Below are 15,758 nucleotides of genomic sequence, written 5' to 3'. Positions count from 1 at the left end.
TTATGATGGAGGTTTTAGAAATGAATGATAAAACCAGACTTGAAGCTTTGTCTTCATTTTTGAAAACGAAGCGATCCCAAATAAAGCCTGAATCTATAGGTATACCTGCTGGTACACGGAGAAGAACACCTGGCTTACGAAGAGAAGAAGTTGCACATTTGGCGGGAGTTAGTACTACTTGGTATACGTGGCTAGAGCAAGGTCGGGATATAAAGGTCTCTACAAGCGTATTGGATTGCATATCTACTGCTCTACAATTAAATAATGATGAACGAGAGTATCTATATGATTTAGCTTTAGAAGTGAATTCATCCATTATTCATCGAAAGAAGGATCAGCCAAAACTTAGTCCTTCTTTGGAAAGAATTTTAGCTGAGTTAACGTATTGCCCTACTATCATTACAGATCGGCATTGTCATATTGTAGGCTGGAACAATGCTGCTGCTCATGTATTTTTAGATTTTGAACAACTCCCAGATGACCAACGAAATTTGATCCATCTAGTATTTACAAGAAAAGAATTAAAAGCATTAGCTGTGAATTGGGAGCATTTTGTTAAGGGGTTTCTTGCCATTTTTGGTGCCTATTATGGTCACTACTTAGGTGATGAATGGTATAACCTATTTATTAAAGAAATGAGTAATTCCCACCCAGAATTTCAATCTTTATGGCAAGAAAGTCAAGTAAGTAAAGCTCCAGAAATGATGATTGAATTTAGACATGCTAAAGCCGGAAAGATGCTGTTTAATTTAACTTCTCTCCAAGTCCAGGGGGACATGGACTTAAGGTGCAGTATCTATACACCAGTAGAGGGAACAGCTACAGAAGATAAATTAAAACGATTAATGAAGAAAATCTCCATTGAAAGTTCATAAACCAGCAAATTTACTGTACTGAAAAATGCCAACTAAGGTGTTTTTTTCTTATTAAGCTAACGGGGGCGTAGCTTAAGATCGGAGCTGTCTTTAAGGCAGCTTTTTCTTTATGCAACTATCGGGGCAGGTTAGTTGAAGAAGGAACTATTTTGAACTATCTAGAAATAAAAATAAAGACTATAAAGAAAAAGATAATGAGGTGTTTGTATAGAAAAGGTACCTGTTAAAACGATTAAGAAGATAGAAGAGGACATTGAAAAAAATGATTTAGGGAAAGCAAGGGATAGACTACACGGGTTAATTTCAACCTATCCTAATGAGTTAGAACTTCGCAGAAAGTTGGGGGACATTTATTTTGGATTAAAATATCCCTCGATGGCCGGTCGATATTGGTATCTAGAAAAGAATAAGACACCTGAAATGGTAGATGCGTGTATTCAGTTCGAAAATTCTATGGGTAACGATCCTATTAGAATAGCAAGAGTTCTAAAATTTAAAGGAGATAGTGAAATTATAAAAAGACTGCAAGATCAAGCAATTTCTACTATACAAAATAAAGTTAAAGAAAAATTGACGGAAGAACCTGATGAGACATTGGAGGATAAGTTATTTACTATTGGGTGTATCACGATATTAATATTAATCATTTTCTTTACATTAATCGGAATTTACACTCTCTTTAGCTGGTTTTTTTGATCCCTAGAATCTTTCTTCAAGCGAGGTATTTATAGTTGTTGTTCTTCCTAACGGGTGCGTTGGCTGAAGATCGGTTGCTGGTTAACATGGTAAATCCGCATTTTCCTGACGTTACCCCATTTAGTAAAAGATTAATTCATTCCCAGGAGCTAATCAACAGCTCCTTTTTCTAATGCAACTAAAGGGGCAGGTTAGTTTCATAACGATTTGGATTTTTATGGTATAATTTTAAATGTTGCAACGGATCCTGTATCCTTCTCACCCTTCGGTCACCTTGCTCTATAGCGGCATTACCGAACAAGAAACAAATAACGTATTGAAAACATTAGTGTTTTTCACTGAGGTTTTGTTTCATTCTAGTGATCGTTATAAATTACAGAAAAGGACGATTTATTATGTCTAAAAAAATAGTAATTATTCTAGGAGCATTTATATTAACTCTCCTTACTTTAAATAACCCTTTAACTGTTATGTGGGAAACCGCTGGAGTATTTGAAGTTTGGAGTTTTTGGATTATAGTTCTTGTTCTATTTTTCTATTTATAATTCTATTCCCATCACCTATTTATCGTCATTACAAAATTCATTTAGAAAGTAATTGCCTTCAATACTCATTTTTAAGGTGGTAATTTACTGGTACGAAATTTACCGCATTTTGAATTGTTCTCAAGTAGTTTTCTTTATTTTATAGTTGAGATCCGGGGGCTGCCATTTAGTGGCCTTTTTTGCTTATAGAACTAACGGGTGCATTGCTTCAATAATGAGGTTGCTGCGGCAACCTTTTTCTTAAGGAGGCATTAACGGGGCAGGTTAGCTGAACAAGCGATGTAGACACCATCTGACTATGTAATGAAAAAAGGGATTTTTGACAGTTATGTGAACAGGTAGGATTAGCAACTAGACATAGAGAATACCTATTTATCAAAAAGGGGGCTTCTTTAATGGAAAAAGAAAACTTACTACCTGTAAAATGTTCTTGGTGCAAAAAAGAATTGGGTGCAATAGACTTGGTAATAATCAATGAATCACTTCAGCTTAAGCATATTCAATGCCCGGATAAAGGAGAAAAAGCATCAATTATTGATGTAGGATATTTTAATGCTGTTTCCCGAAAATACCTGACCTGTACTCATGAAAAAGCCCTATTAAGTAGGGGCTTGTAAGGGAAATTATTGAAGCCACATGTAACCTCTCTCACTTGAAGCCCGAATCAATAAAAATAGACAGCAATCTGCTGTCTATTTACCCCACAATAATTTAATGATTCCGCTGCTTCCGATTGTAGTGAGGGAATTAAGTGAGAATATCTATCCATAGTAGTTGTTTTTGGAAAGGATCCTTCGGATATTTACTAGCAAACAAGTAAACAAGGACTTTTATAATTTACAAAAAAGAAATAGCGCCACTAATTATAGCTAATACTGTTAAGATTAACGATGTCAAGATGGCCCATTTGTATGCAAATTTCTGATATTCTCCAAGGTCTTTATCAACCATACCAACTAATAGAATGGTTGATGCAACAAGTGGACTCATTAAATGAGCGGGTTGTCCCAATATAGAAGCGCGAGCAATTTCTAAAGGACTAATACCATAGGCTGAAGCTGCTTCTGCAAGAATAGGGAGAACTCCAAAATAATAGGCATCATTCGATAAAACGAAAGTGAATGGTATACTTGTAATGCCAACAATGACAGGAAAAAACTGTCCTAACGAAGCAGGTATTATCGCAACCAGTCCATTAGCAATAGCATCAACCATTTTTGTACCGGAAAAGATTCCTGCAAATACTCCTGCCGCAAAAACTAATAGAACAACAATTAAAGCGTTTCCAGAATGTGCTAAGATACGTCTTTTTTGCATTTCCAGATTAGGGTAGTTAATCATTAAAGCAATAGCGAAACCGACCAAAAATAAAATAGGGGAAGGTACCAATCCCATAATAAGAATGACCATAATGCCTACCACAATTAATAAGTTAACCCACAAAAAACGAGGGCGTTTAATGTCAATATAAGGAAATGCATCCGTGGCTTCATTTTCTACAGTAGCAGCTATTTCATTTTTTAACTCTTCTATTTGTATTACACCCAGTCGTTTACGTTCTTTTTTCCCTAAAATAAATGCGACGAAAATAACCCAAATAGCACCACCGATCATGGTAGGAATAAGTGGAACAAAAAATTCGGATGCATCAAGTCCCAATACTGCTATTGCTCGGGTAGCAGGTCCACCCCAGGGGGTCATACCACTCATGACACTTAAAGCTAGCATGGCTACTGTGGCTAAAACCAATGGATTCATACCGATTCGTTTATAAAGTGGATACATAGCTGAAACAGTAATGATATACGTTGTTGTACCGTCTCCATCAAGGGCCACAAGTAATGCAAGAATTGTGGTACCTATCGAAATTTTGACAGGATCTCCCTTGACAACTTCTAATAACTTTTTGATAAGTGGGTCAAATAAGCCCGTGTCTATCATAATACCAAAAAACAATATGGCGAATAATAATAGAGCTGCAGAAGGAGCGACTAGCTTAATGCCTTCCATCATCATAGTGCCAATTTTACTTCCAAAACCACCAACTACTGCAAAAACGATCGGAACTAAAGTTAAAGCAACAATGGGTGATAAACGTTTGGACATAATTAAATAGGTAAAAACGGTAACCATGGAGATGCCTAAAATTGTTAGAAACATTATTAAATCCCCCCTATATTTTGAATGCGCTTTCAAATGATCTCTGGATGACTAAGAAATAATTTTGTGACTCTTCAGAAAAATTAACTGGTAGATTAATAAGTTTTACACTATGCTTATGCGCTTTTCTTTATTAAAGGTAATACAGAGAGAACAATAAGTTAAATACATATTTTTTTTGTATTGGTATCAAAATAATTTATTCTTTAAAAAAGAATGGGGAGGAGACCAAATAAAGCCATAGGATAAGTGATTCAATAACGAAATTTTTTTAAAGTTTAATACTATTTTTAGTATTTAAAAAGAAGGTCATCATCTAAATATTGTGGATGATACCTTCTTTTCTTTATAAATCAGACTTATTCAGTGTCCTTGAGCAAAGCTTCCTCCTTTTTTATTTAACATTTAGTTTTACATTACTGTTCTTGTCATTTTTTCTTAAACTTAATTTTAATACCAATTTTAGTAATGGAGGCACTGCGGCATAAATAAAAGCCATCCGAAATAGTTGATAGCTGGTAACAGTAGATACATCAGCATTTACTTCTTGTGCAATGATTCCCATTTGATCCATTCCACCAGGGGCTAAACTTAAAAAACCCGTAATAGTCGATAAATCATAATACTGGGTCAGTAGAAAACTAAAAAACATTGTTGCGCAGATCAAAATTAGTCCGTTCATCAAAGCCAATAATAAGGTTTTTCTTTTGTTGTTAAGTTGTTCTGGTTTTAATAGTAAACCGATATAACCGCCAACCATAAATTGAGATATATCAAGAAGTGAAGGAGGAAGTGGTGGTCCCTGCAAACCTAAAAGACCTATTGCAGCAGCAACGATTACTGGTCCTAAAAAGTAAGGAGCTGGTAATTTAAATATTTTACCTATTCTTGCTGCGAGAAAACAAATAAGGGCGAACAGAAAGATAAGAGGAAATAAATCACTCCACTCTGGAATAACGTTATCCATTATTTTAGAGGAATCATTGGTACTTTTCGCTGCAAAAATGGGACTGATAATTAAAAGGGGAACTAAGAAAACAACCATTATCACTCTTGTAACATGGAAAAAGGTTACTGTAGTAATATCAATACCTTTCATTTCTTCTGCAAACACAACGATTTGTGACAAACCTCCAGGAATACTACTCGTTAAAGAGGTAGGAAAGTCAATGCCGGAATATTTTGACATAACAAAAGCAGAACATGCACACACAAGGACAATTAAGATTGTAAGGATCAACATTGAGGGAAGGTGACTAATCATATCAGACAGTGAGCTCTTGGTAAAGGAGATGCCTATTGAATAACCTACAATAATTAATCCAGTATTTCTCATCGAAACGGGCCAAATTAATTTAACGTTTTTGAAACGTGATGCAATTAATAGGGCTGCCATTGGACCAAGAAGCCAGGGGATTGGAAACCTGATAAGAGAGAAAAGGCCGCCTCCAATAAAAGCAGTTAGAAGTGCAGCCGAAAATTGGATTGTCTTGCTTGCATTATTTAAATCCCACTTTTTCATATTAATTCTCTTCCTTTGTATTAGTTTTACTTCGTTTCTTCTTGTTTCATTGTTTAGAATCATTAAGAAAATCAATAAATGCTTTTACTTGTGCCAAATCCATAGTCACATCCCGATAAAAAACCCAAGTTTCTCTAAGTAAATAGCTATTATCGCTTAATACAATGGGGAAAGTATACAGTGGTTCATCATTTTTAATACAGATTTCTGGTAAAATGGCATATCCTAAACCATTAAGAACCAGTTCCTTACATGTTTCAATCCGATCTACCTCCATTGAAATCTTAGGTGGTAACGCAAATGTTTCCTGCCACCAGTTTTCAATTGTATTTCTTAACGATTGGTCTGTCTGATAATTAACTCTAGGAAGAAAAGGAAGTTCTTTTAATTCAATTTTTTTACTGGAGGCAATACAAATCTTTTCTTCTTGAAATAACACTTTATTTTCCTGCCATTTGTAAGGACCTCTAACTATCCCGAGGTGTGCTTCTTCTTTTTGAAGCATTTGATGAATTTGAGAACTCCATCCAGTTTTCAAACTGATTTCAACCTCTGGATACAGGGTTAGAAATTCTTTTAATAATACTGGCAGTTTATATCGGGCAAACAAGCCAGATACACCCAATCGCAAAGTTCCTTTTACTTTTTTATCCAAATTTGAAATGTGTTCTTTTGCAGCTCCTAATTGCTTACGCATATTTTTCGAATATTGAACGAGGTATTCCCCTTCAACTGTAAACTCGACACCTCTTTTGCCTCTAGAGATTAAATTTGTTTTGAACTCTTTTTCCAGCTGTTTTATACGATAGGATAAAGCTGGCTGAGAAATAAATAGTCGTTGTGCTGCCTTAGTTATATTTCTTTCTTCGTAAAGAGTAATTAATATAAGCCAGTCTTTTTCATCCATAAAATTTTTCTCCTTTAACCATAAAAAATATTTATGGGTAATTATAAAAAATGATAATTTATTTGATTTCTAAAAGTATAATACAACTAATGAAAAAAGAAATCTATCTTTTTATGTAAATCAATAGACTCACTATAGTTTTGCGTTTCGAGCATTCTTTCATAAAATTTTTCTATGGCAATGAATAAAAAAACAATATTATTTTTATTCATTATTTTCACTTATTATTTACATGAAGAGTTATCACTACTTAACAGGAGGGGTAAAAATGTCAAATACACAAAATTATGATGTAGTTGTAGTAGGGGCAGGAAACGCAGCTTTATGTGCCGCAATCTCAGCAAAAGAGGGAGGTGCTAGAGTTCTTGTATTAGAACGGGGACCAGTGGAAAAGCGTGGAGGGAACTCTTTCTTCACGGATGGAGCCATTCGTGTTGCATACAATAATTTAGACGCAATCAGAAATATAATACCTGAATTAACAGATGAAGAATCCGAGTTAATTGTAATGCCTGAATACATGGAATCCGATTATTACAATGATCTAATGCGAGTAACAGGTGGACAAAGTAATCCTGAGTTAGCAAAACAGCTGGTTTCTAGATCGTATGAAACAATTGCGTGGATGCGTGATCAGGGAATAAAATTTGAATTGAATTATGAAAATCAATCTTTCGTACAAGCTGGCAAGCGCAATTTCTGGGGAGGACTGCCTATCAAAACGGAGGATAAAGGCGTTGGCTTAATGAGACAGCTCTTTGCGCGGACAGAAGAAATTGGCATCGACGTTTGGTACGATTCACGTGCTGTGGCGCTTGTATCAGAGCATAACACAATAACCGGTGTTGTTGTTGAGAAGGATCATACAATGGTAACTGTTCAGACATCCGGTGTGATTTTGGCTTGTGGCGGCTTTGAAGCCAATAAGAAAATGAGAAGTGAAAATATTGGTGAAGAATGGGAAGCAGCTATTGTTCGTGGAACCGAGTTCAACACAGGAGACGGCATTTCCATGGCTTTGGCAGTCGGGGCTCAAAAATTTGGGCAGTGGTCTGGATGTCATTCGATTGGGACAGATTATAATGCGCCAAAAGTAGGGGATTTCACGAAGCCGGGAGATATTTTTAAAAAGCATTCTTATCCGTACAGCGTCATGCTTAATAATGAAGGGAAACGATTTGTTGATGAAGGAGCAGATTTGCGAAATTACACCTATGCCAAATACGGCCGTGAGGTATTAAAACAGCCTGGACATGTGGCATATCAAATTTATGATGCACAGGTACGCCCGATGCTGCGTAAAGAATATGCCCTTGAAGAAGCGACTATTTATAAAGCAGATACGCTTGGAGAGTTGGCTAGTTTACTGCCGGTCAATCAAACACAATTTCTTAAAACGATCGAAGAGTATAACAGTGCCGTACAAGATGGCGAGTATAGACCCGCAGAGAAAGATGGCAAAGGAACGAAAGGACTGACCCCTCCTAAATCCAATTGGGCACTTCGAATTGAGCAAGGTCCATTCTATGCTTTCCCTGTAACGTGCGGAATCACCTTCTCGTTCGGTGGTTTGCATGTAGATGCAACGGGTCATGTATTAGACAAAGAAGAACAACCGATAAAAGGTCTCTTTGCGGCTGGTGAAATGATTGGTGGGATTTTTTATGAAAACTATCCTGGTGGATCGGGGTTAATGTCTGGAGCAGTCTTTGGAAAATTAGCTGGTTCATCCGCAGCACGCTATACTCAAGAAAAGGTTGAAACGATCAATAATCACTGAGTCTTTTCCTTGAATGGTTTATTAGATAAGAATGTGTCCAAAAATAATAGAGATACGTGAAGTAGAAGAATGAAAAATAGCCAAGGCTTAAAAAAAGTCCTTGGCTGTTTGGTATTTTAAAATAAAAAGTCTTTATGCTTTGACTAAAATTCATATCATTTTGGTATATAAAAGGTCAAACTTAGTAACAGTTTATCTATTGCAGTTTTTTCTGATGGAGTGATTGTATAGCTTTAAGCGTCCTGATGGCCAGACAATAGGATTCTTCATTACTAGCTTATGAGTTTGCACCAGCTAGAATGGATGGAGATTGGCATTATCGTGCATAAAGTCTGACCTATGAAGAGTTACCAGTTATCAATACTTTGTATGATTTTATTTATATTGCTGTTTATCCTAAGTTAAAGATGTGAAAAAGGGTAGGAGATTGGTTTATTGATATTTTCCCCTAAATAAGGATGATAGATAGCAATTAGCTTTCTTTGTATATTTACTCTAGTTACTATGAAAATCTGGATTAAGTATCTATACACTAATTTGTATAAGAGTTTTAGCTTTCCTAGGAAATCTTTCCTATTCTCATTCCTAGATTATTATTGAATTGAAGGCATTGTTTAGGTTAAATACATTAAAGTCTGGGCTCTATTGAATACTCACTTATACAAAGCAAGGATCATTGAAGTAAACAATTTCAGAAAGAATTTTATTGCCTTTAATATTTTTGAATATTTCTTTCGCTTCTTTTTCTGTGTCAAATTCAAATATTTTAATATTTTCTTTTAAAAAGACTGTGATGACCCACATTTGAATCCTCCAATTAATAAATAATTTTTTGTGCTGAAATGAATTCAAATTAAGCTAATTGATAGGAAAGCTCATAATTTTTTTTCGTGTACACGTATCCCTCCAAAATGATTCTTGCTGTGCGTACCACTTTAATAGCGCGTATGTGTCCTGCCAAGAAATCAACCTTTGTTTCCATTATCCCGGCCGGGTGGGCTAATCGAAAAATTTCGTGCTTAATGTTCACCATCTCAGATAAAACCGTTTCCTGTAAGTAAGCACCTGCTGTTGCACAGATGGCTCCTGTAATAGCAAGCGCTTGATGGGGCTTTTGCATCGACATCATTCGGATCATCAAATCCATCTCTGACGCTTTTCTTTCCGATCCGTTTAAATCGACGTAATCCATAGGAGGAGCAATTAGGGTCATTTTAGGTACAGCAGGAGATTTGACAGTAGCTGATTTCTTATCGGAAAATTTACACATTTCAGCTGCAATTGACCGAATTTCTTCCAGTTCATTTAATTTTTCCTGTGAATAATCAGTAGGCAACTCGCTCCCGCTTAGACCAATATCCTGTGCCTTTACAAAAACGAGTGGATTGGCAACATCAATAATTGAAACTTGAATTAGTCGATCCTTGGTTTTAATCATGTCAATCGGATTTCCTGTAGGGAAAAGTTTTCCTGTAACTGCTCCTTCTGCACGAGTAAAAGAAAGATAGATAGGTGATCCTTTACCAGGCACCCCAGGAATTGAGCAGCATCCTTCTGATTTCACTTGTCCATTTTCAACCTCTACTTCTGCAATAATCAATTTTTGTGTATTCACGTTAAAAATTTTCACCGTTGTAACAGGTTCTATTGCAGGGACTAATCCTTGCTCAATTGCGTAAGGTCCTACAGCAGATGAAATATTCCCACAATTTCCTTTAAAATCAACCATTTGATTATCGATGCTAATCTGAGCAAATGTATATTCCACATCGAATTCTGGTGAATCTGATTTTTTAATAATCGCTGCTTTACTTGTCAATGAATTCGCTCCTCCAAGACCATCAATCTGTCTCCGATCAGGACTGCCCATCACGTCAAGTAAGAAACCTTCCCAGTGTGAGGGATTCGAAGGCATATGTTCAAAGTTAAGGAACACACCTTTACTTGTCCCGCCGCGCATTACAACTACTGGCACTTTCATTGTATAACCACCTTTTCTCAATCAATATTTAAAGCACTACCGGTTCCTTTGAAAATATAGTATGATAAGTTTATTTATAAGTAAAATACATATTTTTTTAATAAAAATGATAAAAAAACTTATAATCTAAAAAGTGGGAGATGGTTAAGTGGACGAAAAAGATTGGATTGCGATAAGGGTACTATATGAAGAAAAAAACATTAGCCGTGCCGCAGAGCGTTTATATATATCGCAGCCGGCGTTAACGTACCGGCTTAAAAATTTAGAAAAAGAATTTAGCACGAACTTATTTTTCAAAATAAAAGGAGGAATTGAGTTCACTTCAGAAGGGATACATTTAGCGGGCTATGCGGAAGAAATGGTGAAAAAGTTGCAAAAAACGAAAGATTATATGCTGAATATGAAAAATGAGGTAAGAGGAACGTTAAGGCTTGGCGTTTCCAGCAACTTTGCCCAATATAAACTACCAGAAATATTGAAAAAGTTTTCAACACAATATCCTCATGTACAATTTAATGTGAATACAGGCTGGAGTACTGAAATCATGCATCTTCTGGATTCCTCTAGTGTTCAATTAGGCATTCTGCGTGGAAATTATGAATGGTATGGAATCAAATCTTTACTGCATAAAGAAAGACTTTGTTTAATTTCTAAGAAAGAGGTAGACTTGGATAATTTGCCAGAACTTCCATTCATAAATTATAAGACCGACAGTTCTTTAAAAAACTTAATAAATGGCTGGTGGCATGATAGATTCCCAGAGCCACCATTTGTAACTATGGAAACAGATCGGCAGGAGACGTGCAAAGAGATGGTCAAAAATGATCTTGGTGTTTCTATTCTGCCGGAAATATGCCTGCAGCCTTCAGATAATTTGCATACATACGGGTTATCCTACAAAAATGGGAAGCCGGTGTTAAGAAATACATGGTTAATGTATAACCAGGATTCATTAAAACTCTCTACTGTGAAAAACTTTATTGATTTTTTGAATAAAAATTCCAATCTTTAACGAAAAAGCACAATGAAATTATTGACAATTTCATTGTGCTTTTTGGATTTCTTAATTTAATATAAAATGGATTATAAGTTTTTTTTTCGGAAAAGTACAAAAAATATGTATTTCACTTATTTAATGATATGAACTATTCTAAAAATAGAAAATAAAGCAACAGGGAATCAGAAAATAATGTGTAATATTTTTTAATTATTCAAACTTTTTATCCAATTTGTAAGCGGTTTCTTTAATAGGAGGGATTAATATTCTAACTTTACTTGGAATTTCAATGGTCGTTGTCTTTACTTATTTAATCATGTCTAAACGGTTATCACCTGTTAATTCTCTTGTAGTCATACCAATTATCTTTGCATTAATTGGCGGATTTGGTCCAGAGCTCGGAGATATGATGCTCGATGGAATAAAGGTTGTCGCACCTTCAGCCGCTTTGCTATTGTTCGCTATTTTGTTTTTCGGAGTTCTGATTGACGCTGGATTATTTGATCCACTTATTAAAACTATGTTGAAAATCGTAAAAGGGGATCCGGTTAAAATAGCGATAGGAACAGCAGTAATCGCAATGACAGTTGCCTTAGATGGTGATGGTACCACGACTCATATGATTACGATTTCCGCTATGCTGCCTCTTTACTTACGACTTGGTATGAATCCACTTATTCTTGCCACTATTTCTATGCTGGCAGTCAGTATTATGAGTGGTATGACTCCTTGGGGAGGACCTGCAACTAGAGCAATAGCATCTTTAGGTTTGGATGCAAATGAATTCTTTGTCCCGATTATCCCAACACTATTCTCAGGAATAGCAGCTATTCTTTTTACCGCTTATGTACTTGGTAAAAAAGAGCGCAAAAGGCTTGGCGTTGTTTATATCAAAGCTGCACCTGAAATGAAAGGGGCTCTTGCTGAAGCAGCGGTAGCTTCCGCCATACAAGACGATTTAAAGCGCCCTAAATTAATATGGGTCAATCTTTTGTTGACGCTCACAGTCATGGTCGTTCTTGTAATGGGCTTAGTACCGGTACCGGTGTTGTTTCTAATCGGGTTTGTTCTTGCTTCGATCATTAATTACCCTAATTTAGAACAGCAAAAAGAGCGAATCGGGTCACATGCAGGAAACGCTATAACCGTTGTCACATTAGTATTTGCGGCTGGTATTTTCACAGGGATCTTTTCCGGAACGAAAATGGTAGACGCCATTGCTAATTCATTAGTGGCAATCATTCCGGATTCTTTAGGCTCTTTTTTACCGATGGTCGTTGCGTTCACAAGTATGCCATTTACGTTCGTTTTATCAAATGATGCTTACTACTTTGGTGTTTTGCCAATTCTTGCCGAAGCAGGAGAAGCTTATGGGGTGAGTCCTTTAGAGATTGCCAGAGCTTCCGTACTGGGGCAGCCTGTACATTTCTTAAGTCCACTCGTGGCCTCGACTCTTTTACTGGTAGGGATGGTAAAGACAGATATCGGGGAACTACAGCGGTATGCATTTAAATGGGCTCTAATTTGTTCATTAGTCCTTATTATTGCTGCTATCTTGACAGGGGCTATTATTTAAGAATAATGTTATCTAATAAAATCTTCGAATTTAAACAAAGTAGGGCTGTGCCAAAACCCAATTATTATTAGTGGTTTTGGCACAGCCCATTCTTTTATTTAATTCCAGAAGTAATGATTTTTACGATTTTATTCGCCAGGTTCATAACCGTGTATAGACGAGTATCATTTAAAAATTGCATCGTTGGCAGCGGATCTATATAATTTACCATTCCTATAATATGATAGTCTCCCACTTCAGGTAATACTTTTTTTAAAGCTTTCCCTGGGACAAGAGGTCCATCCTTCAAAAAAACATAACCGACCTGGTTTTGATCCCCTAAACATGCATCCACACTAAAAATAAGAGGCTTTTTGAATTGTTTTTTAATTTCTTTCAATGTCTCTTTTAAATTAAATGCATGAACGGGGTTTTCCAAGGTACCATAAACACGATAAGGCACCGTATGCTCTTTAAGCATGGTCCCGACTAAAGGGCCCAATGAATCCCCGACTGATCGGTCTGAACCAATACACAGAAAGATTACATCTTCGTTTTGACATCCTGAAGATTGAATAATCTCTTTGACTTTTAATGCTAAACTGTTTATTTCTTCGCCTTTTGGTTCCACAGAACAAATCTGCTCCCTCTTTTTGTAAATTAGACTCATTTTGATTTCCCTTCATTCTATTATACGAATTAAAAAGATATCATGCATGTAAATATGAGCATATGCTTGTGACTGATGGAGATTTTTAAATTATTAGCATTTAACACTCTAAAAAATGGCAGTAATCCAAAACATGCCCTTTAATTTATTTGGGGAGTATGTGGGAGTGGGGTTACAACTAGAATATTTCCAGATCAATGATATAGCATGTTTTTACTCGATACCTCTTCAAAAATTTTAATAGATTTGGGTAGAATTAATCGGGTTAACTAGTTTGTCATAGTGTATCACTTATATTTACAAACGATTAATAAGCTTTAATATTCTGCATCGGTCTTTTTATGACAAAATCCTTAGTTTTTTCTCCATTTTTGACTAATACCATCAATTTCCGCCCTTTACATGTTATAAATGCCGTTATAACCTCCTTTGTTTTCGTATAAACCGTGACTTTTGGTTTATCTTTCATGTGAAGGAATAAAATAACATGGATTTAACAGAGTATTTAAAATGGTCTGTTAATTTAAAGGGTAGAGTTTGCTATAAGGAATATAGCATCCCTCAAAAAGATTTTTTGGAGGTAATGTTGATGAAATCTGGCAATAGCGGTTTAAACAGACGTAATTTCTTAAAAGTTGGCGGAATGAGTACTTTAGCATTAACACTTGGTTCAACTGGGGTATTTTCTCTTGCGGGAGCTACAAAAGGATTTGCAGCGGAATCCAGCAATCCAACAAGTGGATTTGGCGGCTATGGCCCATTAGTAAAAGATCCAAATGGAGTTCTTGATCTGCCAAGGGGATTTCATTACAAAATGCTTTCACGAACTGGTGATATCATGCCTAATGGTGACCTTGTCCCTTCTGCCCACGATGGAATGGCTGCCTATAAAGGAGAGAAGGGTACAACCATTCTTGTAAGAAACCATGAAAATGGGACAAATTCGGATTACCCTGTAAACGGAAAAAAACCTTGGAGTGCTGGTGCTGCCGGCGGCACAACCACATTAATCGTTGGACAAAATAACAAGGTCATTGATCAGTATGTATCAAGTTCAGGTACAATCCGTAACTGTGCGGGTGGAGCTACGACTTGGGGCACTTGGTTAACAATGGAAGAAACTCGTGATATGGGACATGGCTTTGTATTTGAAGTAAATCCGCTTGATCCTGAAAACGAAATGTCAAGAACACCGATCCGTGATATGGGTTATTTCTCCCATGAAGCTGGGCATGTTGACCCTTCAACAGGAATTTGGTATTTAACCGAAGACGCAAGTCCAAGCTTCTTGTACCGTTTTACACCACATGACCGAAGTCAAAAGCTAGGTTCTCTGCAAAAGGGCGGTATCCTTGAAGCGGCAGCGATTGATGAATTGCCGGCTGCAGCTGCAAGTCAATTTAGTACTAGACAAAAATTCGGGATTGTTTGGAAAAAATTAAATCCTGAAATCGCACAGCAAGATGCTAAGGATAAAGGCTGTATTCAGTTTAGCCGCTTAGAAGGGGCTTATTTTTCTGAAGGTACTTTATGGTTTGATGATACAAGTGCAGGTTCAGCACGCCTTGGCCGTGTTTATCGCTACACGCCAGCGACAAACACCTTAGAACTATTCTATGAGTCTACTGATAAAAATGATTTAGAAGCACCGGATAACATTACAATCACTCCTTGGGGAGATCTTTGGATCGCCGAAGATGGTGGCGGTAATGATCGTATTGTCGGATTAACTCCTGAAGGAAATATTTATACTTTCGCTGAAAATATGATGAACGGTTCTGAATTTGCTGGCCCTACATTTTCTCCAGATGGAAATACTTTCTTTGTAAATATGCAAACACCAGGTATCACCTTCGCGATTTGGGGACCATTTGCACGCAGAAATTCTACCCGTAGACGAGCTATGAACCAGGCTCTACCGCCAGCAAGTCTTGCTCCTGTTGTTTCGGATAAACTTACTGCATTCGCAGAAGAACAAGGCATGTCTATATTAGAAGCAGCAGCTTTAGAGCGTCATGGTATGCCAATTTAATAAGTAATGAACGCATTTTTTGAGTACTATCAAACCAT

The 15,758-nt window shown here is 36.5% G+C and carries 14 protein-coding genes; 8 read left to right on the top strand and 6 right to left on the bottom strand.

Translation table 11 applies throughout. The features are described 5' to 3' along the window. Nucleotides 1-20 precede the first annotated feature (20 nt). From V3595_RS07930 to V3595_RS07915, 4 genes are all read left to right on the top strand, one after another. Nucleotides 21-875, top strand: coding sequence for a helix-turn-helix transcriptional regulator (locus tag V3595_RS07930; RefSeq protein WP_485906391.1), 855 nt, complete (start codon nucleotides 21-23; stop codon nucleotides 873-875). Between the two features lie 207 nt (nucleotides 876-1,082). Then, the gene (locus V3595_RS07925; protein WP_485906790.1) at nucleotides 1,083-1,571 is read left to right on the top strand and encodes a DUF6584 family protein; all 489 of its coding nucleotides are present in this window, start codon (nucleotides 1,083-1,085) and stop codon (nucleotides 1,569-1,571) included. 395 nt (nucleotides 1,572-1,966) lie between these two features. Beyond that, nucleotides 1,967-2,116, top strand: coding sequence for a hypothetical protein (locus tag V3595_RS07920; protein WP_485906389.1), 150 nt, complete (start codon nucleotides 1,967-1,969; stop codon nucleotides 2,114-2,116). Nucleotides 2,117-2,511: 395 nt separating this feature from the next. Beyond that, nucleotides 2,512-2,733: a hypothetical protein gene (locus tag V3595_RS07915; protein WP_485906387.1), complete on the top strand. Its 222-nt coding sequence runs from the start codon at nucleotides 2,512-2,514 to the stop codon at nucleotides 2,731-2,733. 220 nt (nucleotides 2,734-2,953) lie between these two features. Here the strand turns inward: V3595_RS07915 and V3595_RS07910 are convergent, their stop codons facing one another. From V3595_RS07910 to V3595_RS07900, 3 genes are all read right to left on the bottom strand, one after another. After that, entirely contained in the window at nucleotides 2,954-4,276 is a 1,323-nt protein-coding gene (locus tag V3595_RS07910; RefSeq protein WP_485906385.1) for a CitMHS family transporter, read from the bottom strand. Nucleotides 4,277-4,670: 394 nt separating this feature from the next. Further along, on the bottom strand, nucleotides 4,671-5,798 hold the full coding sequence (locus V3595_RS07905; protein WP_485906383.1) for an AbrB family transcriptional regulator: 1,128 nt from the start codon (nucleotides 5,796-5,798) through the stop codon (nucleotides 4,671-4,673). Between the two features lie 46 nt (nucleotides 5,799-5,844). Further along, a complete protein-coding gene (locus tag V3595_RS07900; protein WP_318566009.1) occupies nucleotides 5,845-6,705 on the bottom strand; it encodes a LysR family transcriptional regulator in 861 nt (286 codons plus the stop codon). 268 nt (nucleotides 6,706-6,973) lie between these two features. On the opposite strand from V3595_RS07900, the gene tcuA reads away from it, so the two are divergent. After that, nucleotides 6,974-8,485, top strand: coding sequence for an FAD-dependent tricarballylate dehydrogenase TcuA (gene tcuA, locus V3595_RS07895; RefSeq protein WP_485906381.1), 1,512 nt, complete (start codon nucleotides 6,974-6,976; stop codon nucleotides 8,483-8,485). A gap of 657 nt (nucleotides 8,486-9,142) precedes the next feature. Here tcuA and V3595_RS07890 read toward each other — a convergent pair. Both V3595_RS07890 and V3595_RS07885 read right to left on the bottom strand, forming a co-directional pair. Beyond that, nucleotides 9,143-9,289, bottom strand: coding sequence for a hypothetical protein (locus V3595_RS07890; protein WP_485906379.1), 147 nt, complete (start codon nucleotides 9,287-9,289; stop codon nucleotides 9,143-9,145). 49 nt (nucleotides 9,290-9,338) lie between these two features. After that, nucleotides 9,339-10,466, bottom strand: a complete 1,128-nt coding sequence (locus V3595_RS07885; protein ID WP_485906377.1) for a PrpF domain-containing protein — start codon at nucleotides 10,464-10,466, stop codon at nucleotides 9,339-9,341. Between the two features lie 148 nt (nucleotides 10,467-10,614). Here V3595_RS07885 and V3595_RS07880 point away from each other — a divergent pair, with 148 nt between their 5' ends. Both V3595_RS07880 and V3595_RS07875 read left to right on the top strand, forming a co-directional pair. After that, the gene (locus tag V3595_RS07880) at nucleotides 10,615-11,478 is read left to right on the top strand and encodes a LysR family transcriptional regulator (protein ID WP_034313052.1); all 864 of its coding nucleotides are present in this window, start codon (nucleotides 10,615-10,617) and stop codon (nucleotides 11,476-11,478) included. 250 nt (nucleotides 11,479-11,728) lie between these two features. After that, entirely contained in the window at nucleotides 11,729-13,039 is a 1,311-nt protein-coding gene (locus tag V3595_RS07875; RefSeq protein WP_485906788.1) for a CitMHS family transporter, read from the top strand. Nucleotides 13,040-13,133: 94 nt separating this feature from the next. On the opposite strand, the gene yyaC is transcribed toward V3595_RS07875, so the two are convergent. Further along, the gene (gene yyaC / locus V3595_RS07870) at nucleotides 13,134-13,688 is read right to left on the bottom strand and encodes a spore protease YyaC (protein ID WP_485906375.1); all 555 of its coding nucleotides are present in this window, start codon (nucleotides 13,686-13,688) and stop codon (nucleotides 13,134-13,136) included. Nucleotides 13,689-14,277: 589 nt separating this feature from the next. On the opposite strand from yyaC, the gene V3595_RS07865 reads away from it, so the two are divergent. Further along, on the top strand, nucleotides 14,278-15,720 hold the full coding sequence (locus tag V3595_RS07865; RefSeq protein WP_485906373.1) for an alkaline phosphatase PhoX: 1,443 nt from the start codon (nucleotides 14,278-14,280) through the stop codon (nucleotides 15,718-15,720). The last annotated feature ends 38 nt before the right edge of the window (nucleotides 15,721-15,758 follow it).

The organism is Bacillus sp. CFBP9009 (assembly GCF_036541465.1).
Classification (GTDB): domain Bacteria; phylum Bacillota; class Bacilli; order Bacillales; family DSM-1321; genus Peribacillus.
The sequence above is the reverse complement of the archived record's forward strand: the minus strand, read 5'-3'. Positions and strand labels throughout refer to the sequence as shown.